This window comes from Lysobacter sp. Soil_N_23 (assembly GCF_057656135.1).
Genome location: NZ_JBDGKY010000004.1, coordinates 1 through 20,806, shown reverse-complemented (window position 1 = coordinate 20,806; position 20,806 = coordinate 1). Strand labels below are relative to the sequence as shown.

General features: G+C 68.5%; 18 protein-coding genes and 1 tRNA gene. 6 read left to right on the top strand and 13 right to left on the bottom strand.

The genetic code is table 11. From position 1 onward, the window contains the following. Positions 1-96: 96 nt before the first annotated feature. Positions 97-1,170 carry an iron-sulfur cluster carrier protein ApbC gene (gene apbC, locus AC3A3X_RS04405; protein ID WP_487581836.1) on the bottom strand — a complete coding sequence of 358 codons (1,074 nt, stop codon included), beginning with the start codon at positions 1,168-1,170 and terminating at the stop codon, positions 97-99. Between the two features lie 249 nt (positions 1,171-1,419). Here apbC and AC3A3X_RS04400 point away from each other — a divergent pair, with 249 nt between their 5' ends. The 3 genes from AC3A3X_RS04400 (at position 1,420) to rnfB (ending at position 4,655) form a co-directional block, all read left to right on the top strand. Continuing rightward, a complete protein-coding gene (locus AC3A3X_RS04400) occupies positions 1,420-1,875 on the top strand; it encodes a DUF2147 domain-containing protein (RefSeq protein ID WP_487581835.1) in 456 nt (151 codons plus the stop codon). A 173-nt stretch (positions 1,876-2,048) separates the two neighbouring features. Next, on the top strand, positions 2,049-4,148 hold the full coding sequence (metG, locus tag AC3A3X_RS04395) for a methionine--tRNA ligase (RefSeq protein WP_487581834.1): 2,100 nt from the start codon (positions 2,049-2,051) through the stop codon (positions 4,146-4,148). A 90-nt stretch (positions 4,149-4,238) separates the two neighbouring features. Further along, positions 4,239-4,655, top strand: a complete 417-nt coding sequence (rnfB, locus tag AC3A3X_RS04390; RefSeq protein WP_487581833.1) for an Rnf electron transport complex subunit RnfB — start codon at positions 4,239-4,241, stop codon at positions 4,653-4,655. A 75-nt stretch (positions 4,656-4,730) separates the two neighbouring features. Here the strand turns inward: rnfB and AC3A3X_RS04385 are convergent, their stop codons facing one another. From AC3A3X_RS04385 to AC3A3X_RS04360, 6 genes are all read right to left on the bottom strand, one after another. Continuing rightward, the gene (locus AC3A3X_RS04385; RefSeq protein WP_487581832.1) at positions 4,731-5,711 is read right to left on the bottom strand and encodes a TraB/GumN family protein; all 981 of its coding nucleotides are present in this window, start codon (positions 5,709-5,711) and stop codon (positions 4,731-4,733) included. Positions 5,712-5,764: 53 nt separating this feature from the next. After that, positions 5,765-6,697, bottom strand: coding sequence for a DUF1684 domain-containing protein (locus AC3A3X_RS04380; protein WP_487581831.1), 933 nt, complete (start codon positions 6,695-6,697; stop codon positions 5,765-5,767). A gap of 42 nt (positions 6,698-6,739) precedes the next feature. After that, positions 6,740-8,593, bottom strand: a complete 1,854-nt coding sequence (mutL, locus tag AC3A3X_RS04375; RefSeq protein ID WP_487581830.1) for a DNA mismatch repair endonuclease MutL — start codon at positions 8,591-8,593, stop codon at positions 6,740-6,742. Positions 8,594-8,737: 144 nt separating this feature from the next. Further along, positions 8,738-10,429 (bottom strand): N-acetylmuramoyl-L-alanine amidase, encoded by a 1,692-nt coding sequence (locus AC3A3X_RS04370; RefSeq protein WP_487581829.1) that lies wholly within the window; start codon positions 10,427-10,429, stop codon positions 8,738-8,740. Positions 10,430-10,516: 87 nt separating this feature from the next. Further along, positions 10,517-10,993 (bottom strand): tRNA (adenosine(37)-N6)-threonylcarbamoyltransferase complex ATPase subunit type 1 TsaE, encoded by a 477-nt coding sequence (gene tsaE, locus AC3A3X_RS04365; RefSeq protein WP_487581828.1) that lies wholly within the window; start codon positions 10,991-10,993, stop codon positions 10,517-10,519. Positions 10,994-11,020: 27 nt separating this feature from the next. After that, positions 11,021-12,532 (bottom strand): NAD(P)H-hydrate dehydratase, encoded by a 1,512-nt coding sequence (locus AC3A3X_RS04360; RefSeq protein WP_487581827.1) that lies wholly within the window; start codon positions 12,530-12,532, stop codon positions 11,021-11,023. Between the two features lie 42 nt (positions 12,533-12,574). On the opposite strand from AC3A3X_RS04360, the gene queG reads away from it, so the two are divergent. Next, positions 12,575-13,648 (top strand): tRNA epoxyqueuosine(34) reductase QueG, encoded by a 1,074-nt coding sequence (queG, locus tag AC3A3X_RS04355; protein ID WP_487581996.1) that lies wholly within the window; start codon positions 12,575-12,577, stop codon positions 13,646-13,648. Between the two features lie 285 nt (positions 13,649-13,933). On the opposite strand, the gene pgi is transcribed toward queG, so the two are convergent. The 6 genes from pgi to pcnB form a co-directional block, all read right to left on the bottom strand. Continuing rightward, positions 13,934-15,442, bottom strand: a complete 1,509-nt coding sequence (gene pgi / locus AC3A3X_RS04350; protein ID WP_487581826.1) for a glucose-6-phosphate isomerase — start codon at positions 15,440-15,442, stop codon at positions 13,934-13,936. A gap of 7 nt (positions 15,443-15,449) precedes the next feature. Continuing rightward, positions 15,450-15,830 carry an aspartate 1-decarboxylase gene (gene panD / locus AC3A3X_RS04345; protein WP_158730628.1) on the bottom strand — a complete coding sequence of 127 codons (381 nt, stop codon included), beginning with the start codon at positions 15,828-15,830 and terminating at the stop codon, positions 15,450-15,452. A gap of 152 nt (positions 15,831-15,982) precedes the next feature. After that, entirely contained in the window at positions 15,983-16,825 is an 843-nt protein-coding gene (gene panC, locus AC3A3X_RS04340) for a pantoate--beta-alanine ligase (protein ID WP_487581825.1), read from the bottom strand. 85 nt (positions 16,826-16,910) lie between these two features. Continuing rightward, complete coding sequence (gene panB / locus AC3A3X_RS04335) at positions 16,911-17,729, bottom strand: 3-methyl-2-oxobutanoate hydroxymethyltransferase (RefSeq protein WP_487581824.1); 819 nt, start codon at positions 17,727-17,729, stop codon at positions 16,911-16,913. An 89-nt stretch (positions 17,730-17,818) separates the two neighbouring features. Beyond that, entirely contained in the window at positions 17,819-18,340 is a 522-nt protein-coding gene (gene folK / locus AC3A3X_RS04330; RefSeq protein WP_487581823.1) for a 2-amino-4-hydroxy-6-hydroxymethyldihydropteridine diphosphokinase, read from the bottom strand. Between the two features lie 25 nt (positions 18,341-18,365). Further along, positions 18,366-19,724 carry a polynucleotide adenylyltransferase PcnB gene (pcnB, locus tag AC3A3X_RS04325; RefSeq protein ID WP_487581822.1) on the bottom strand — a complete coding sequence of 453 codons (1,359 nt, stop codon included), beginning with the start codon at positions 19,722-19,724 and terminating at the stop codon, positions 18,366-18,368. A gap of 121 nt (positions 19,725-19,845) precedes the next feature. On the opposite strand from pcnB, the gene AC3A3X_RS04320 reads away from it, so the two are divergent. Together AC3A3X_RS04320 and fdxA are read left to right on the top strand one after the other, a co-directional pair. Next, a tRNA-Glu gene (locus AC3A3X_RS04320) sits at positions 19,846-19,921 on the top strand. A gap of 297 nt (positions 19,922-20,218) precedes the next feature. Next, positions 20,219-20,542 (top strand): ferredoxin FdxA, encoded by a 324-nt coding sequence (gene fdxA / locus AC3A3X_RS04315; protein ID WP_487581821.1) that lies wholly within the window; start codon positions 20,219-20,221, stop codon positions 20,540-20,542. The last annotated feature ends 264 nt before the right edge of the window (positions 20,543-20,806 follow it).

The following is a 20,806-nucleotide window of genomic DNA, read 5'->3' as shown; positions in this document are numbered from 1 at the left end:
CTTACCCCGGCCCCGCCATCCCGGCGAACGCCGGGACGACTGCGAGGGGCCTGAGGGGCAGCCAGCCTGGGTCCCGGCATTCGCCGGGAAGACGATCTAGAGCAGCGACACCGACAGCGGCGTGGCCACCTGCGGGCGCCTGGCCAGCTCCACTGCAATGCGACGGGCGGTGATGCGATAAGCGTGGGCCGCGGCACTGTCCGGGGCCGCGGCAACCACCGGCACGCCGGCGTCGCCCTGTTCGCGGATCGCGATCTCCAGCGGCAGGCTGCCCAGCAGCGGTACGCCGTACTGGGCCGCCATGCGCTGGCCGCCGCCCTCGCCGAATACGTGCTCGGCGTGGCCGCAGTTGGAGCACACATGCACCGCCATGTTCTCGACCAGGCCCAGCACCGGCACCTGCACCTTCTCGAACATCTTCAGCGCCTTGCGCGCGTCCAGCGTGGCCACGTCCTGCGGCGTGGTGACGATGACCGCGCCGGCGACCGGAATCTTCTGCGCCAGGGTCAGCTGGATGTCGCCTGTGCCCGGCGGCAGGTCGACGATCAGGTAGTCGAGCTCGCCCCAGCGGGTTTCATTGAGCAGTTGCGTCAGCGCCGAGGTCGCCATCGGGCCGCGCCAGATCATCGGCGTGTCCTGCTCGACCAGCAGGCCGATCGACATCGCTTCCACCCCGTGCGCGCGCATCGGTTCGATGGACTTGCCGTCGGGGCTGTCAGGGCGCCCGGACAGGCCGAGCATGGTCGGGATGCTGGGACCGTAGATGTCGGCATCGAGCACGCCCACGCGGGCACCTTCGGCAGCCAGGGCCAGGGCCAGGTTGACGGCGGTGGTCGACTTGCCGACACCGCCCTTGCCGGAACCTATGGCGATCAGGTTGCGCACGCTCGGCATCGGCGTGACGTTGGGCTGCACGGCATGCGAGACGATGCGCGAGTGCAGTTCCAGCCGTGCCAGCTGGCGGCCTGCCGCGGTGACGGCCGCGGCGACCTCGCCTTCCAGCCACGGCCGCAGCGCGAGGCAGGGGAATCCGGCGGCGATTTCGACGACGACCCGACCTTCGGCCTCGACGGCGCGGATGCGGGCGCCGGTTTCGCCCAGCGTGACCTCGGTGTCGGGCAGGCGGAGGGCGGCGAGAACGGGAACAACGGCTTGCAGGGACTCACTCACGACAGCGACCTTGATCTTTCTTCGATGCGGCATTGCCCGGGGCCGCCATGTTACGTGCTATTGCGAGCTCGCCCCGGAATGACAGCGTCAGGGACACCGGAACCCGTCCACGATGGCCGCGATGCCGCCACATCGGGTCATTGCCAAAGCGCCCTCGACGTCCGGTCCGTACGCCTGCGGATGCGGTATAAAGGTCCGCAACCGCGCTCCGGTGCGGGCCTTGCCGAATACATCCCTGGGAGGGGACTCATGCGTACGAAGTTGCTTGCCCTGCTGTTCCTGACTGCACTGCCGTTGAGCCTGCTGTCGACCGCCGCGTCTGCACAGACGCCGGTGCCGGTCGGCCATTGGACCACCATCGACGACAAGACCCAGAAGCCCAAGTCCATTGTCGAGATCTACCAGGCCAAGGACGGCAGCCTTGCCGGTCGCGTCACCGAGATCCTGCAGTCCGACCGCGGCCCGAACCCCGTGTGCGACAAGTGTTCGGGCGATCGCAAGGACAAGCCGGTCAAGGGCATGGTGATCCTTTGGGGCATCAAGCAGGACGGCGAGACCTGGGAAGGCGGCCAGATCCTCGACCCGGCCAGCGGCAAGATCTATTCGGTGAAGGTCACGCCGACCGACGGCGGCCAGAAGCTGGAAGTCCGCGGCTTCATGGGCTTCTCGCTGCTGGGTCGTACGCAGACCTGGGTGCGCAAGTAATTGCTGTAGCCCCTCTCCCGCAGGCGGAGAGGGGTTGGGGTGACGGTTGGCTTCGCGCAGAGCATTAAGAGCACCCTCATCCGCCCTTCGGGCACCTTCTCCCGCAAGCGGGAGAAGGGAGTGGCGGTGGACGCATGCGATAATCCCCCGCTCTTTACGCGTCCCGGCCCCCCATGTCCCGCGAGTTCGTCGTTTCCTGCGCCCTGCCCTATGCCAACGGGCACCTGCACCTGGGCCATCTGGTCGGCTACACACAGGCCGATATCTGGTGCCGCGCGCAGCGCATGGCCGGCCACAAGGCCTGGTATGTCTGCGCCGACGACACCCACGGCACGCCGATCATGCTCGCCGCCGAAAAGGCCGGGCAGTCGCCGGAAGCCTTCATCGCCGGCATGCAGGCCAGCCACGAGCGTGACTTCGCCGAGTTCGGCGTGGCCTTCGATCACTACGACTCGACCAACTCGCCGCGCAACCGCGCGTTGACCGAGGCGATCTACGCCAAGCTCGACAACAACGGCCACATCAGCCGGCGTTCGGTCGAGCAGTTGTACGACCCGGTCAAGGGCATGTTCCTGCCCGACCGCTACGTCAAGGGCATCTGCCCCAACTGCGGCACGCCGGACCAGTACGGCGACAACTGCGAGAACTGCGGGGCGACCTATTCGCCGAGCGAGCTGAAGGAGCCGCGTTCGGTGGTCAGCGGCGCGACGCCGGAACTGCGCGAATCCGAGCACTTCTTCTTCGAGGTCGGCCAGTTCGATGCGTTCCTGCGCGAGTGGCTGTCCGGCGATGTCGCCATGCCCGGCGTCAAGGCCAAGCTGCAGGAATGGCTGGACGCAGAGGGCGGCCTGCGCGCATGGGACATCTCCCGCGACGCGCCCTACTTCGGCTTCCAGATCCCCGGCCACCCGGGCAAGTTCCTGTATGTCTGGCTCGACGCGCCGATCGGTTACCTGTCGAGCTTCCAGGCGCTGTGCGAGCGCGAGGGCCTGGATTTCTGGTCGTACCTCACGCGCGACAGCAAGGCCGAGCTGCACCATTTCATCGGCAAGGACATCGTCAACTTCCACGGCCTGTTCTGGCCGGCGGTGCTGCACGGCGCCGGCTTCCGCGCGCCGACCCGCCTGCACGTCAATGGCTACCTGATGGTCGACGGCGCCAAGATGTCGAAGTCGCGCGGCACGTTCGTGATGGCGCGCACCTACCTCGATGCCGGCCTGGATCCGGAGGCGTTGCGCTACTACTACGCGACCAAGACCAGCGGCGGCGTCGACGACCTCGACCTCAACCTGGCCGATTTCACCGCGCGCGTGAATGCCGACGTGGTCGGCAAGTTCGTCAACCTCGCCAGCCGTTGCGCCGGATTCATCGAGAAGCGGTTCGAAGGCCGGCTGGCCGAGGCCCTGCCCGATCCGGCGATGTACGCGCATTTTGTCGCGCAGCTGGCGCCGATCGCCGAGGCCTACGCGCGCAACGAGGCCGCCACCGCCGTGCGCCTGACCATGGCCCTGGCCGACGAAGCCAACAAGTACATCGACGAGCACAAGCCGTGGGTACTGGCCAAGCAGGAAGGCGCCGACGCGCAGTTGCAGTCGGTGTGCACGCAGGGCCTGAACCTGTTCCGCGTCCTCAACGCCGCGCTCAAGCCGGTGTTGCCGCGCGTGACCGCGCAGGCCGAGGTGTTTCTGGCCGCGCCCGTCGCGCAGTGGAACGATCTCGAATCGCCGCTGCTCGCGCACCGCATCGGCAACTACACGCCGCTGTTCACCCGAATCGACCCCAAGCACATCGAACACATGATCGACGCCTCGAAAGAATCGCTGAACAAAGAATCGCAGAGCCCCGAGAACGCCAACGCTGCCCAGGCTCCTGTGGCTCCGGTGAAGGCTGCAGCCGCCGCGCCCTCACCCCAGCCCTCTCCCGCAAGCGGGAGAGGGAGCGAACACATCGGCATCGACGACTTCGCCAGGCTCGACCTGCGCGTCGGCAAGGTGCTGGCGTGCGAGTTCGTCGACGGCTCCGACAAGCTGCTGCGCTTCGAACTCGATGCCGGCGAGCTGGGCAAGCGCCAGATCTTCTCTGGCATCCGCGGTTCCTATGGCGAACCGGAGAAGCTGGTCGGCCGCAGCGTGGTGTTCATCGCCAACCTCGCCCCGCGCAAGATGCGCTTCGGCATCAGCGAGGGCATGATCCTGTCGGCCGGCTTCGACGGCGGCTCGCTGTTCCTGCTCGACACCGACGGCGGCGCCGAACCGGGAATGCCGGTCCGCTAAGCCCCCTCGTGTAGGAGCGAGCTTGCTCGCGAACAGGCGTTACAGTCAGTGACACGCTATTCGCGAGCAAGCTCGCTCCTACACAACGCCATGAACGTCGACCTGACCGAGCGTCTCGACCGCATCCTGCCGCAGACCCAATGCGGTCAGTGCGGGTTCGCCGGCTGCCGCCCCTACGCCGAAGCGATGGCCGCGGGCGAAGCCGATGTCGATCGCTGCCCGCCCGGGGGCGACGCTGGCGCACACGCGTTGGCACGGTTGCTGGGCGTGGCGGCGAGGCCCTACGACCGCACGCGCGGCGAACACAAGCCGGCGCAGGTCGCGGTGATCGTGGAGGCCGACTGCATCGGCTGCACCAAGTGCATCCAGGCCTGCCCCGTGGACGCGATCATCGGCGCGTCCAAGCACATGCATACCGTCATCGAGCCGCTGTGCACCGGCTGCGAGCTGTGCGTGCCGGCCTGCCCGGTGGACTGCATCGAGCTGGTGGCGTCGGCAACGCTGTAGGAGCGAGCTTGCTCGCGAATGCCGCGTCAGCAACTGCAACGCCTGTTCGCGAGCAAGCTCGCTCCTACGAAAGGCTTATTGCGCCTGCAGTTGCTGCTCGCTGCATGCCGAGCACACGCGCTCGACCTTGTAGCCCTTCTCGCGCAGCTTGCCGACGATGCCGTCGTCGCCGAGCAGGTGCAGCGCGCCGACCACGACCAGGGTGTCGCCCTTCTTCGCGTTGTCGAGCATCCCCTGGATCTGCGGCAGCCACGCCTGGTTGCGCTCGACATTCACCATCCGGTAGGTCTGCGGGGTCTTGTCGCGCATCTCCTCGCGGGTGAGCTTGTCGAGACGGGCGACGTCGCCGTCGCGCCAGGCCGAATGCACGTCGCCGAGCATGCCCGGCATCTCCAGCGGCTTGTCGAGGAACTCCTTCAGCGAGACGATCTGCTCGTCCATCGGCGAGGCGTCGAGCACCTGCAACTGGGTATCGATCGACTCCAGGCCCGAGGTCGGCTTGTTGGCGGCCGCCGCGCGCTGCATCAGGTACTGGTCCATGCCCTTCTCGGGACTGAAACCGAGCTGCTGCGACATCCCCAGCATCAGCGACAGGTTGATGAACCACGGCTCGTAGGCATCGAACTGGGCAATCGAAGCACCGCGCTGGGCGAGGATGCGGGCGAACTTCTCGCGCAGCGCCGCCGGCAGCACCTGGGTGAGCGTGCGGCCATCGCTGTAGCCGGCAGCGGTCAGGAACTTCTGCGGCATCGCCGGATCGAGCATCTGCTCGGGCGGAACTTCGAACACGACCTTGTCGGAGGCGGCGAAGACGGCGTCGATGTCGGGCGACAGCGGGTAGTCGTCGCCCTTGAGCAGATGGAACGAACCAAGCAGGTACACCGAGTTGTCGGCGTCGGAGATCTTCCACAGCAGCGGCAGCGGTGGCGCCTTGACCGCCCCTGCCGGCGGCTGCGGCGCGCGCTCGGGCACGGCCACGCGTTCGACGGCGAGCGCTACCGAAGCCAGTCCGGCGGCAGCCAGCAGGGTCAGGCAGAACATCTTCAGGCGACGCATCGGAACGGTGTCCTTCGGCTTTCGGGCGCGAGGTTGAGGGGTTGAGGATGAGATCAGGGTGCAGCGTGCGCGTAGGTCTTCTCGCCGGCGTCGACCAGCAGGTCGAGTCGATTCTCCGTCGGCGGCAGCGGACAGGTCGCGAACGCGGTGAACGCGCACGGCGGGTTGTAGGCCTGGTTGAAGTCGAGCATCACGCGCGCATCGGCGCCCGGCTTGGGTGCGTCGAGGAAACGGCCGGCCGGATAGCTGCCATGGCCGCTGGTGCGGTCGGCGAACACCAGGAACAGCGTGTCCTCGCCTTCGTCGAGCGCTTCCAGCCGGTACTGCTTGCCGTCGCGCTCGAACTCGAGCGCGCCAGGGTTGGGCACTTCTTCGGTGGTGCCGATGATGTTGACGATCGGCAGGGTCTTCCCCGGCGGATGCGGCACGAAGCGCGCGTCGACCTTCCAGCCGGTGCTGGCCGGCCAGTACTCCAGGCCGCGGAAACCGGTGCGACCAGGGGCATCGGCGTGCTTGACCCGCAATGCATAACGGTCGCCACGCTTGATCACCGTGACCAGGCCCTTGCCCTCGTCGAACGCGAGCACGCTCGGCCCGGTCGGCGAATCGTCGGCGCGCAACTCGGTGGCGCCCTGCAGCGGCTGGCCGTCGAGGGTCATCGCCAGGCCCTTCTCCGGCACGAAGCGCAGCCCGCCCTTGCCCAGGTCGATCATGCCCAGGTGCGAAGGCCCTACCGACAGCGTGATGCCGTTGCCGGCCGAGGAGCCGACGTAGTGTGGACCCGGGTCGATCCAGTGCAGGCCGACGACGCTGGTCCAGCCATCGGGCCGGGTCAGGTCGGCCACGCGCTGGCCGCGCCACAATTCCAGGTCGCGCGCGAACGCTACTTCGGTGGCCTGCTCCTGCGCCGCCTTGCCGGTGTCTTCGGCCGGCTTGCTGCAGGCGGTGGCGGCCGCAAGCACGGCCAGGATCAGCAAGCTTCTCATCGTCACGCCTTTCGTAGTCACGCCTTTCGCAAATGCCGACATTCAACGTCCTCGCAGGAACCAGCGATCGATTTCGGGAAGGGTGAAGCGCGCCCAGGTCGGGCGGCCATGGTTGCACTGGCCCGAGCGCTCGGTGGCTTCCATCTCGCGCAGCAGGGCATTCATTTCCGGCAGGCTCAGGCGCCGGTTGGCGCGCACCGCGCCATGGCAGGCCATCGTCGCCAGCAGTTCGTCGCGGGCGGCGGCCACGCGCCTGGATTCGCCGTGCTCGCGCAGGTCGGCCAGGACGTCGCGCAACAGCGCTTCGACATCGCCATGGGCCAGCAAGGCAGGAACGCTGCGCAGCGTCAGCGACTGCGGGCCACTGCGGGTCACTTCGAAACCGAGTGCAGCCAGCGTCTCGCCCTCGCGCTCGGCCACCTCGGCCTCGCGCTCGGACACCGCCAGCGTCGCCGGCACCAGCAGCGGCTGGGTGCGCAGGCCTTCGCCGTCGTGCGCGCTCTTGAGCTTCTCGTAACCGATGCGCTCGTGGGCGGCGTGCATGTCGACGACGATCAGGCCTTCGGCGGTTTCGGCCAGCACGTAGATGCCGTGCAACTGCGCGATCGCATAGCCCAGCGGCGGCAGCGTGGCGTCGCCACTGTGCGGCATCGGCATCGATGCGGAAGGGGTGAATGCCTGTTGCGCCGAGCCGTACAGCGCGGCATAGCCAGAGCGCGCCTCGGCGACCTGCATCGGCAGCGGCGACTGCTCCTGGCGCCAGAAGGCGGGCGAAGCACCTGTGGGAAGGGCTTCAGCCCCGACAGGCATTGCCGTCGCCCAGTTCGGGGCTGGAGCCCCTCCCATCGGAGCGCCGGACCCGATCGCGGTCGTGCCGGCACGGGTCTCGGCCAATGCGCTTTGCAGCGTGCGATAGACGAAATCGTGGATCAGGCGCGCGTCGCGGAAGCGGACCTCGTGTTTGGCCGGATGCACGTTGACGTCGACGCGGCGCGGGTCGAGTTCGAGGAACAGCACGTACGCCGGCTGGCGGCCATGGAACAGCACGTCGGCATACGCCTGCTTGATCGCATGGGCGATGCTGCGGTCGCGCACGGCGCGGCCGTTGACGTACAGGTACTGCTGGTCGGCGCTGGCGCGGTTGTAGGCCGGCTGGGCGATCCAACCGTGCAGGCGCAGGCCGTGGCCCGAGCCCTCCGTGTGTGCACCGCCGGCGTGGTCGACGCGCAGCGCGTTGCGCGCGAACTCCTCGCCCAGCGCTTCGTGCAGGCGCACTTCCGAGAGCAGATCGCCCTCGCCCTTCCAGCGCCGCGACGGCTTGCCGTTGTGTGAGACGCGCAGTTCGACATCCGGGCGCGCCAGTGCCAGCTGCCGCAGCCATTCCTCGATGTGGCCCAGCTCGGTGCGCTCGGCCTTGAGGAACTTGCGACGCGCTGGCACGTTGAAGAACAGGTCGCGGACCTCGACCGTGGTGCCTTGCGGATGCGGCTTGGGCACGATCGCGCCGATGCGCCCGCCTTCGACGTCCAGCGTTGCCGCGTGGTCGTTGCCGATGCGGCGCGAGGTCAGGGCGAAGCGACTCACCGAGGCGATCGACGGCAACGCCTCGCCACGGAAACCGAGCGTGGCGACGCCTTCGAGGTCGTCGAGCGAGGCGATCTTGCTGGTGGCATGGCGCTGGATCGCCAGCGGCAGCTCGTCGGCGGCGATGCCGCCGCCGTCATCGCGGATGCGGATCAGGCGGACGCCGCCCTCTTCCAGGTCGATGTCGATGCGGCGCGCGCCGGCATCGAGCGCATTCTCCACCAGCTCCTTGACCACGGACGCCGGGCGCTCGATGACCTCGCCGGCCGCGATCTGGTTGATGAGGGTGTCGGGGAGTTGGCGGATCGTCACGGCGTGGGCGACGCAGTCCTGCGTCGTCGGAATAGTCGGGTGTGATGATAGCCGACGCGGCGACACTTCCGGGGGTGCATCGTCGTAGGAGCGAGCTTGCTCGCGACCACCGTAGCCGGCAGCCTATCGCGAGCAAGCTCGCTCCTACGGGCTGCCGCCACCGGCACCCGCGTCGGCAGACACGTAGGTGGCATCGGCGCGCGCGGCGTACAGCGTTCCCGGCGGCGGCTGGCGGGTGAAATAGGTATTGACGCCATCGAGCACCGCGCGGGCCAGGTTGCGCTGGTGGGCCGGGTCGGTCAGCCGGCGCTCTTCGTCCGGGTTGGAGATGAAGGCGGTCTCGACCAGCATCGCCGGCATGTCCGAGGTGCGCAGCACGGCGAAGTTGGCGCGCTCGATATGCGGCTTGTGGTTGCTGCCGACGCGCTTGAGGCCGTCCAGGACGTGCCCGGCGGCATCTTCGGAGGCCTTCATGTGGCCACTCTGGGTCAGGTCGAGCAGCACCGAGGCCAGGGTGTTGCTGGTCTGCTCCAGGCGCACGCCACCGATCAGGTCGGAGGCATTTTCCTTGTCGGCCAGCCAGCGCGCACGTTGCGAGGACGCGCCCTTGAGCGAGAGCACGTACACCGACGAACCCTTGGCAGAGCGGTTTTCGGCGGCGTCGGCGTGGATCGAGATGAACATGTCGGCCTTGGCCTGGCGCGCCAACTGCGCGCGTCGCGGCAGCGGGATGAACACGTCGGTGTCGCGCACCAGGTGCGCCTTCAGGCCCGGAGTGGCGTTGATCTGCCGCGCCAGTTCGCGGGCGATGGCCAGGGTGACGTCCTTCTCGCGCTTGCCCGAGGGGCCGAGCGCGCCGGGGTCCTGGCCGCCGTGACCGGCATCGATGGCGATGACCAGCGGACGCATGCCGCGGCCACGCATCACGTCCTTCATGGTCTTGACCGGTGCCTGGCCGGGCGCGGGTGCGATCGTCGACACCGACGGGGCGTTGCTGGCCGCAGCCGACGCTCCGGGCATCAGGGTCGGTTGGCCGGTGGCGATCCGGGTGGGCACGCCGGTGGCAACCGTGGTTGCCTGCGTCGACGGCGCGGCAGCGACCGGAGCCGGCTCAGGGTCCTTTGCGACGCCGGCGGTCGCTGGTGCGGTGGTCGTTGCAGCGGCCGGCGCATCGGCGGCACCGCCGCGACCGGCAACGATGGCCGTGATCAACCGGGTCGTGGCTTCGGACGATGCAGCGCTGACCTCGCCCGGCGACGGCGCCTGCGCGGCCGTGGTCGCTACGGCCGACGCGGTGGTCACGGCGCCGGACGGCGCACTCACCGTGGGAGCCGGCAGCGACGGCGAGGTCGGCATCGGGGACGTGGAGGCAGGCGACGGCGCCGGTGCAACCGGCGCGGCGACCGTGGCAATGCCTTCGATCGGCTCGGCGCCATCTCCCGGCCACTCCAGCACCAGGCGTGGACCATTGCCGCCCTGCTCGATGCGCGGCTTGAGCACCGTCACCGGTTGCGAGAGGTCGAAGACGATGCGCGAGGTGCCCGGGGCCGGCTCGCCAGTGCGCACGGACTTGACGACGCCGGCGCTGGCGGGGAGCCGGAAATTGCGGGCCAGGGTCGATGCCGGCAGGTCCACGACCAGACGGTCGGGCCCCTTGAGGCTGATCACCTTGAATTCGCCGGCGCCATCGAGGGCGATCTCGGCGCGGGTGCCGGTGGCTCCGGCGCTCAGCTCCAAACCTTTGATTTCGCTGGCATGCGCCAGATTCCAGGCGAGGGCAGCGAGCAGCGCTAGGCCGAGCAGAAACTTCTGGACGGTGGCGGCCTTTACGCGCATGGCCGGTAGTCAACCACCGAGCCGATGAATTTGCAAGCACTTTTCCCTTACGAATCCAAGACCTGCCGGACTTTCCTGTGAAACCGTTCAGGAGTCGGACGCAACCTCATGGCCCACGGCCACGCGCCCCAGCCACGCCTCCCCGACCGCCGAACCCGGCAGCAGGCGGGCCTGGCGGCCCGTGCCGTGCATGGCCAGGTCCACGGTGAGGTCCGCCGCCGGCAGCGCCCCTGCGCCGCGCTCGGGCCATTCGACCAGCCACAAGCGCACCTCGGCACCATCGAGACCGAGGAACTCGAGTTCGCCTGCATCGGCGATGCGATACAGGTCCAGATGCCACGCTTCTCCACCTTCTGCGAGTGGATAGCGCTCGACCAGCGTGTACGTCGGGCTGCGAATCGCACCGTGCACGCCCAACGCGCGCAGCATTGCGCGCGCAAGCGTCGACTTGCCCGCGCCAAGATCGCCATGCAGGTGCACGACTGCATCGGCTGGCCGCGTGTGTGCAAGCATCGCGCCGAGTGCGTCGGTCGCATCGGCATCGGCCAACAGGAATTCATTCATCGCAGCCACGCTCCCCTGCAACATGCATCAACGTTCCGGATTGACGAAGTGGCGAAGCCACGGCATGAGGTCGCTTGGCAACAGTCCGCGTTCGCCACCTTCGTGCGCGGCCGCATCGCCCGCCGCCGCATGCAACAACGCACCCGTGCTTGCCGCATCGAACGCGGAAAGCCCTTGCGCACGCAAGGCCGCGATGACACCACTGAGCACATCGCCCATGCCGCCGACCGCCATTCCGGGATTACCCGCGGCAATCACGCGAGGCGATTCATGCGCGGCGGCCACGATGCTGCCTGCGCCCTTGAGCACAACCACGCACGCATAGCGTTCGCACAACGCCCTGGCAGCAGCGAAACGATCGCGTTGCACCTCGGCGGTGCTGATCCCGAGCAGGCGCGCGGCTTCGCCCGGATGCGGCGTCAGCACCGCATCGGCAGGCAGCGCGAACGGATGCGTCGCCAGCAGGTTCAACGCATCTGCATCGAGCAGCAACGGCCTGGCGCTGGCAACCGCACGCTCGTAGAGACCGCGTCCCCACTCGTGTTGCCCGAGGCCCGGCCCCAGTGCAATGGAATCGGCCCGATCGAGCGCCGACTGTAGCGACTGCGCGTCGGTGACTTCGTGCACCATTGCTTCCGGCAGGCGTGCCAGCAACGGCGCGACATGCTGCGCGCGCGTCGCCACTTCGACCAGTCCGGCACCGGTGCGCAACGCAGCGTGCGCGCACAGCATGATCGCGCCGCCACTGCCGAGCTCGCCACCCACGCACAGCACGCGACCGTTGCTGCCCTTGTGGCTGTCGCGGCGGCGCGGCGCGAGCCAGCGCGCGAGGGCAATCGGCGTCAGTCGCTGCGCGTGCGCAACCACCCCGTCGAACCACTCGGCCGGCATGTCCAGCGTCGCCAGCGACAGTGCACCGACGTGGTCGAGCGCGGCACCGGTGCGCAGTCCGGCCTTGCCTGCCATGAACTCGACGGTGCGCGCGGCCATGACCGCGCTGCCGACCACGCAACCGCGGTCGCCATCGATGCCACTGGGAACATCCAGCGCCAGCACCGGCGCCGAGTGTGCGTTGATCGCGACGATCAGCGCCTGGGTGGCTTCATCGGGTTCACGCGACAGTCCGATGCCGAACAGTGCGTCGACCGCCACGTCGGCCGGCGGCAGCGTGCCTTCGAACAGTTCGACCGCGCCGCCGACAGCGAAGTAATCCTGCGCCGCGCGCCGCGCCAGCTCGCCGCCCGGCGACTGGCCGGGCAGATGCACCACCCGCACCTGGCGACCGGACTGGCGCGCGTGCCGCGCCAGCACGTAGCCGTCGCCGCCGTTGTTGCCCGGCCCGCAGGCGATCACGATCCGCTGCGCCTGCGGCCAGTGCGCCAGCAACTCGCGCCAGGCGGCCCGACCGGCCCGCTGCATCAGCTCGAAGGGATCGCCCAGCGCCTGCGCCGCACGCGCCTCGACCGCGCGCAGCGCGGCGGCATCGTAAAGCGCGTCGGCGAAGGGCACGTTATCCAAGAGCGCGTCATCGTGCGGCATCACGGGATTCTATACTTGTGCATCGTGAAGCCCCGCACCGCCCTGCCGACCGTCCCACCCGTCGCGACGCCCGACTACGCCGCGCTGGCGCAGCGCGTGCGTTCGTTGGCACGCGAATTCGGCTTCCAGCGCTGCGGCATCACCGATATCGAGCTGGGCCAGGACGAAGCGCACCTGCGCGACTGGCTGGCGCAGGGCCTGTACGGCTCGATGGACTGGATGGCCCGCCACGGCGAACTGCGCGCGCGCCCGGGCGAGCTGCATCCCGGCACCGTGCGGGTGATCTCGGTCGGACTGGACTACGGCCGCGACAGCGATGAAGCGTGGGCGACGCTGGACGACAGCGAGCGCGCCTACGTCGCCCGCTACGCCCTCGGCCGCGATTACCACAAACTGATGCGCCAGCGCCTGCAGCGCCTGGCCGACCGCATCGCCGAGGAGGTCGGCCCGTTCGGTCACCGCGTCTTCGTCGACTCGGCGCCGGTGCTCGAACGCGCGCTCGCGCGCAATGCCGGGCTGGGCTGGATCGGCAAGCACACCTGCCTGATCGACAAGGATGGCGGCTCGTTCTTTTTCATCGGCGAGATCTACGTCGACCTGCCGTTTCCGATCGACACCCCGGCCAGCGCGCACTGCGGCACCTGCCGCAAGTGCATCGACATCTGCCCGACCCAGGCGATCGTTGCACCCTACCGGCTCGACGCGCGCCGCTGCATCGCCTACCTCACCATCGAGCACGAAGGCTCGATACCGGAAGAGTTGCGTGCGCCGATCGGCAACCGGATCTTCGGCTGCGACGACTGCCAGCTGATCTGTCCCTGGAACAAATTCGCCAAGCGGACCGACGAGGCCGATTTCCGCGCCCGCAACGATCTGGACAACGCGACGCTGGTGCAGTTGTTCGCCTGGGATGAGGCCGAGTTTCTGCAGCGCACCGAAGGCACCGCGATACGACGCAGCGGGCATGAGCGCTGGCTGCGCAATATCGCCGTTGCGTTGGGGAATGCGCGCGGCAGCGCGGAGGTGATCTCGGCGCTGAAGGCGCGACGCGACTCGGCCAGCCCGATGGTGCGGGAACATATCGAATGGGCGTTGCGGCGGCATCAGGCAGGTTGATCCGTCGTCCCGCAACGGCCTTATCGTTATCCCCGCCCCGTCACCGTCATCCCCGCGCCCACACCGTCATCCCCGCGAAGGCGGGGACCCAGTGACGTTGCCTTTGCCCGCGAAGAAGCAACAGCAAATGGATCCCGGCGTTCGCCGGGATGACGGTGACAAGGCGGAGAGGCTGCGGGCCTGGGTCCCGGCGTTCGCCGGGATGACGGTGACGAGGCGGAGAGGCTGCGGGCCTGGGTCCCGGCGTTCGCCGGGACGACGTGATGGCGCGGATGACGGGTTGCGTCAGCGCAGTTGCGCCAGCAACTCCCGCGTCACCTGATCGTCCGCCTGCGCTTCGCCGGCCAGCGCCGGCAGCAACCGGCTCGCCACCTGCTTGCCCAGCTCCACACCGAACTGATCGAAGGCGTTGATGCCCCAGATCACCGACTGCAGGTAAACGCTGTGCTCGTACAGCGCCAGCAGCGCGCCGAAGGCCTGCGGCGTCAGTGCGTCGAGCAGGATCATCGTGCTAGGCCGGCCGCCGGCATAGGCACGCGCCGGATCGTCGCTGGCCTGGCCATTGGCAAAGGCTTCGGTCTGCGCCAGCAGGTTGGCCTGCAGCGCGCGGTGGTTGTCCGGGTACGGCGCATCCGAGCGGACGACGCCGATGAAATCCGAAGGCACGATCGAGGTGCCCTGGTGCAATGCCTGGAAGAAGCTGTGCTGGGTGTCGGTGCCGGCACCGCCCCACCACACCGGCACGGTGTCGACCATGACCGCGGAACCGTCGGTGCGCACCGACTTGCCCAGGCTTTCCATCACCAGTTGCTGCAGGTAGTTCGAAAGCAGCTTGAGGCGCTCGTCGTAGGCGAGCACGGCCTGCGTGGCGTAACCCAGGCCATTGCGATTCCAGATCGCGGTCAGCGCGTGCCACGCGGCCAGGTTCTGCGGCAGTGGCGTGTTCAGGACGTGCGCGTCCATCTGCGAGGCGCCATCGAGCATCGCCTCGAACGCGTCCATGCCGATCGCCAGCGCGATCGGGAAACCCACCGCCGACCACAGCGAATAGCGACCCCCCACCCAGTCCCACATCGGCAGGATGCGCTCGGGCGGAATGGCGAAGGCTTCGGCGGCGCGCTCGACGTTGGCCGACACGGCATACAGCCGTTCGGTTCCACCCAGCCAGTCACGAAGGATCGCGCCGTTGAGCAGCGTCTCCTGGGTGCCGAAGGTCTTGGATATCAGCACCGCGGCGGTACGACGCGGATCGAGACCCGCCAGCACGCGCTGCGCGGCGTGGCCGTCGACGTTGGACAGGAAGTGGACGCGAAAGCGCCCCGGCGCGGCGCCGCTCAGCGCATCGACCGCCAGGCGCGGACCGAGGTCGGAGCCGCCGATGCCGACGCTGACGATGTCGGTGACATCGCTGGCCGCCAGTGCATCGACCAGCGCACGCATGCGTGCGCGCGCTTCCAGCGCCTGCGTGTGCGCAGCGCGCGCCACCGGCGCGGCCGACACGTCGCCGCGCAGCGCGGTGTGCAGCACGCTGCGGCCTTCGGTGACATTGATCTTCTCGCCATCGAACTGCGCCTGCAGCTTCTGCCGCACGCCGGCCTGCTCGGCCAGTTCGAACAGCGACGCCAGCGCGTCACGGTCGTAGTGTTGGCGGGCGAAGTTGGCGTAGACCGGACCGACGCGCACGGCGAACTGCTGCGCGCGCGCCGGGTCTGCGGCGACCAGGTCCTTCAGCGGGGTTTGGATGACGCGCCCTGCCTGGGCGCGAAGACGGCTCAGACGGGCATCGGCATCCATGGGCAGGTCAGGCTGCCTGTGCCGGCATCGAGCGGTTGGTATGCGTCAACGCATTGTGGCGGTCGACGTAGACCAGGGTCGGCTTGTACTTGGCCGCCTCGGCTTCGTCGCACACGCCGTAGGCGCAGATGATCACCAGGTCGCCGGGCTGCGCACAGTGGGCGGCAGCACCGTTGACCGAGATCACCCCGCTGCCCTCTTCGCCGCGGATGGCGTAGGTGACGAAGCGCTGGCCGTTGTTGACGTTGTAGATGTGGATCTGCTCGTACTCGCGGATACCCGAGATGTCGAGCAGGCGCCCGTCGATCGCGCACGAGCCTTCGTAGTGAAGCTCGGCGTGGGTCACGGTGGCGCGGTGGATCTTGGCCTTGAGTACGTTCAGTTGCATGTGTGTGGCTCCGGCCGCGGGCATGCGGACGCGTCAGACCGCAAGTCTAGCAGCGCATGGCGCGGTGCAACATAGAGCGGAAAGCGGGAACGGGGCGTGATGGGGCGGGAACGGGGAACGGAGTGTTCCGGCGACGGTTGGGCCCGAGGGACTCACCACTCCAGGTTGTCGATCAGCCGCGTCCGGCCCAGCCGGGCCGCGATCAGGGCGACCCGGGCGCCGCCCTCACCGTCCGCCGGCTCGGTCAGGTCCGGGCGGCGGATCACGGCGTAGTCAGGAACGAAACCGTCCGCCTCCAACCGTTTGACCGCCTCGGCCTCGACCACCGCGCGCGGCGTGCCGGCCTCGACTGCGTCGCGCATGGCCAGCAGGCAGCGGTGGATCGCCGCCGCAGTGCGGCGCTCGTCCACAGACAGGTACTGGTTGCGCGAACTCATCGCCAGGCCATTGTCCTCGCGGACGATGTCGGCGCCGACCAGCTCGATGGCGAACGCCAGGTCGCGGACCATGTAGCGGATCACCGCCAGCTGCTGGTAGTCCTTGCGCCCGAACACGGCCACGTCCGGCTGGACCTGGTTGAACAGGCGCGAGACCACGGTGGCGACGCCGTCGAAATGCCCCGGGCGATGAGCGCCTTCCAGAGTCGAGCTGACGCCCGGCACCTGCACGCGAACCGTCGCCTCCACGCCATAGGGATACATCGTCTCGACCGTCGGCAACCACATGGCATCGCAACCTGCGACTCCCAGCCCAAGCGCGTCGGCTTCAGGCGTGCGCGGGTAGCGGGAGAAGTCTTCGTTCGGGCCGAACTGGGTCGGGTTGACGAACACACTGGTGACGACGCGATCGGCATGCTGGCGGGCCAGTCGCACCAGCGAGTAGTGGCCTTCGTGCAGGTTGCCCATGGTCGGCACCAGGGCGACGCGCAATCCTTCGCGTCGCCACTGCGCCACCCGCGCGCGCAGCGCGGCAAGGTCGGTGATGGTCTCGATCATGGCGCCTTTGCGGGAGGTCGCATTACGGGAGCTTGCGTTGCGAAGATTTGCGACGTGCGCGCCGGAAGTGACGGGAGTGCGGCGGTCAGGCATAGGAGTGTTCGGCATCCGGGAAGCTGCCGTCGCGAACGGCCTGGGCGAAAGATTGGACAGCGCCCGCTACCGAGCCGCCCTCGGCGAGGAAATCCTTGACGAAGCGCGGCCGGCGATGGCCGGAGTTGACGCCAAGCAGATCGTGCAGCACCAGCACCTGGCCATCGCATTGCGGGCCGGCACCGATGCCGATGGTGGGAATGGTCAGGTCGGCGGTGATCGACGCGGCCACCGGCGTAGGCACGCATTCGAGCACCAGCAGGCTGGCGCCGGCCTCGGCCACGGCGCGCGCGTCGGCGCGCAGGCGGGCCGCGGCGGCCTCGTCGCGGCCCTGGACCTTGTAACTGCCCAGGCGCAGCACCGACTGCGGCGTCAGCCCCAGGTGCGCGCAGACCGGGATCTCGCGCTCGACCAGGAAGCGGATGACATCGAGCTTGTGCCCGGCTCCCTCGAGCTTGACCATCGCCGCGCCGGCCTGCAGCAGCTGCACCGAGGCGTCGAGCGCGCGTTCGGGCGTGGCGTCGGACTGGAACGGCAGGTCGGAAATCAGCAGCGCCCTAGCCAGGCCGCGGGCGACGCAGGCGGTGTGGTAGACGACGTCGGCGGTGGTCACCGGCAGCGTGCTGTCGTGGCCCTGCACCACCATGCCGAGCGAATCGCCGACCAGCACCAGGTCGACGCCGGCGGCGTCCATGGTGCGGGCGAATCCGGCGTCGTAGCAGGTCAGCATCACCAGACGGCGACCGTCGCGCTTGGCGTCGGCCAGGGCCGGCACGGTCCAGGGCTTGTCGTTGGGGGTTCCGCTGTACATGGCGTGGGGTACCAGTTGTCGGCGCGGGTTAGCGAGGCACGGGGTTGGACCCGGGAGGGGTGCAATGGCTGCAGCCAGCCAGTGGGCGGCTACGGGCGATCGTTCAGAGAATCCGCATACGTTACCGCCTCGACCTCCTCCGGTTCCATCTTCGCCAGCGCCTGCTGCGCCGGGCCGATGCCGGGGATGACCGCGCCGGGTGCGATTTCGAGCAGCGGCACCAGCACGAAGGCGCGCTCGTGCAGGTGCGGGTGCGGGACATGCAGGCCCGGTTCGCTGATCACCGCGTCGCCGTACAGGAGCAGATCGAGGTCTAGCGTGCGCGGGCCCCAGCGATCGCTGCCATCGGCCCGGCGGTCGCGACCGGCCACGCGCTCGATGGCGAGCAGGTCGGCGAGCAGCTGCTGCGGCGTGCGCTGCGTTTCCAGCATCGCCACGGCGTTGACGAAATCGGGTTGCTCGGTGACGCCCCACGCCGGCGTGCGGTACAGGCGCGAGGCCTGCAACAGGCGCGTGCCGTCGATCGCCGCCAGCGCGACGAAGGCCGCGCGCAGGGCGGCAATGCTGTCGCCCAGGTTGCTGCCCAGGCCGACGAACGCCGTGACTGTCATTGCCGGAGGCTCCGCCCTGCCCGCCTCATTCCTGATTGGTGGCAGGCTTGCGGCGACGGCGGCGACGCTTGCGCGGCTCTTCCGCGTCATCGGCCTGCGCGGCGCGCTCGGTTTCCAGCTCGGCGATGGCCACGGCATCGCCGGGATTCGCCTGCGCCTCGCGCCAGAACGCGACGTCCTCGGCATGCTCGTCCGACGCGGTCAGGCGCAGGCCGAGGAAATCGAACGCGGCGCGGAAGCGCGGATGGGCGAGCGTGCGGAACACGCGCTTGCGCTGGCGCAGCGAGAAACGCGACTGCAGCAGCCAGATCTCCTGCATCGGCAACGAGAAGCGGCGCGGCAGCGCGATAGTCTCGAGCTGGTGCACGGTGACGCGATCGGCGGCGCGGCGCTGCGCCTCGGCCGTGTGCATGCCCTGCGCCTGCAACGCCATCAGCGCGCGGCAGTACGCCGGCCACAGCAGCAGCGCGAACAGGAACGCAGGCGAGACCGGTTCGTCGTTGGCGACGCGCGCGTCGGTGTTCTTCAGCCCTTCCAGCACCATCTTGCGCAGCGCGCCGCTGCGGTTGGATTTCAGAGCCGCGGCGGTCTCCGGCAGCAGCGCCGGCAACAGTCCGTGGCGCTCCAGGCCGAGGAAACTCTTGACCGCATTGCCCGACAGGAACAGCTTCAGGCACTCCTCGAACAGGCGCGCCGGCGCGGACTCGCGCAGCAGCGGTGCCAGCACCGGGATGGGCGCCGCAGTTGCCGGTTCGATCTCGAAATCGAGCTTGGCCGCCAGGCGCACCGCGCGCAGCATCCGCACCGGATCCTCGCGGTAGCGCGTCTCCGGGTCGCCGATCAGGCGCATCAGGCGGTTGCTCACATCCTCGAAGCCACCGACGTAGTCGCGCACCGAGAAATCCTCGATCGCGTAATACAGCGCGTTGGCGGTGAAGTCGCGGCGGACCGCGTCGTCCTCGATGGTGCCGTAGACGTTGTCGCGCAGCAGGCGTCCGCCCTCGTGCAGCTCACGGTCGCCGCTGCCGTCGTCGGTGTTGGCGCGGAACGTCGCCACCTCGATGATCTCGCGGCCGTAGACCACGTGGGCAAGCCGGAAGCGACGGCCGATCAGCCGGCAGTTGCGAAACAGGCCCTTGACCTCCTCCGGCGTGGCGTTGGTGGCCACGTCGAAATCCTTGGGGTGGCCGCCGATCAGCAGGTCACGGACCGCGCCGCCGACCAGGAAGGCGTCGAAGCCACCCTCGCGCAGGCGATACAGCACTCGCAGGGCATTGGGGCTGATATCCCGGCGCGACACATTGTGCTGGTCGCGTGGAATGGTTTGCAGCCTGAGTTGGATTTGGTTGTCGGATTCCATCGAGCGGGCGTTGCCGCAGTCCATTTTGGGTGTGGGAGGCCATTGCCCGGGGCAGCGGCGCCGCATATACTAGCAAGCCGCGCTGGGTTGAGAGCCTCGCGCCGGGGGGCAGACTGATACACGGCCCGTTCAACCCGCTTCATCTGCACCCTTCGTCTAGAGGCCTAGGACGGTGCCCTCTCAAGGCATCAACACGGGTTCGAATCCCGTAGGGTGTACCAATTCCGAAGCCCGCGCAGCGATGCGTGGGCTTTTTCTTTGTGGTGCACGTCATCCCGGCGAACGCCGGGATCCAGGCTGGCAGCCCATCAGAGCCTACGTGTCCTGCCAGGCCTTCACCGGCAGCATCCCTTCCCGCGTGACCCTTCGGACTGGATCCCGGCGTTCGCCGGGATGACGGGGCAGCAAGGTATGGGGATAGGGACAGGGAGAGTATTTGGAGCAGCTGCGGTGTTTCCGCCCAAATCGCTACAATACGCAATGCCCGCCAGGGCCCTTCATTTCACGGAACCATCGCCATGCCCTTCGTCGTCACCGAGAACTGCATCAAGTGCAAGTACACCGACTGCGTCGAGGTGTGCCCGGTCGACTGCTTCCACGAGGGCCCGAATTTCCTGGTGATCGATCCGGACGAGTGCATCGACTGCACGCTGTGCGAGCCGGAGTGCCCGATCAACGCGATCTACCCCGAGGACGACGTGCCGGCCGGACAGGAGGCGTTCGTCGCCCTCAATGCCGAGCTGTCCAAGGCCTGGCCGGTCATCACCACGCGCAAGGATGCCCTGGCCGATGCCAAGGAATGGGAAGGCAAGCCGGGCAAGCTGGATCTGCTGGAGCGCTGACTGACTGTTGGTTCCGCCGTTCACCGCCTGGTTGCAAGGCCGGGTGCGGGAGCAACGTCCATGGGTTCCCGCCTTCGCGGGGATGACGGGCACCAGAGCAACGTCGCTGGGTTCCCGCCTTCGCGGGGATGACGGGCACCAGAGCAACGTCGCTGGGTCCCCGCCTTCGCGGGGATGACGGTTCTCTTTAGCCCCTCTCCCGCTTGCGGGAGAGGGGTTGGGGTGAGGGCCACCGAAGACCGTGCAACGAAACACCGAAGCGTC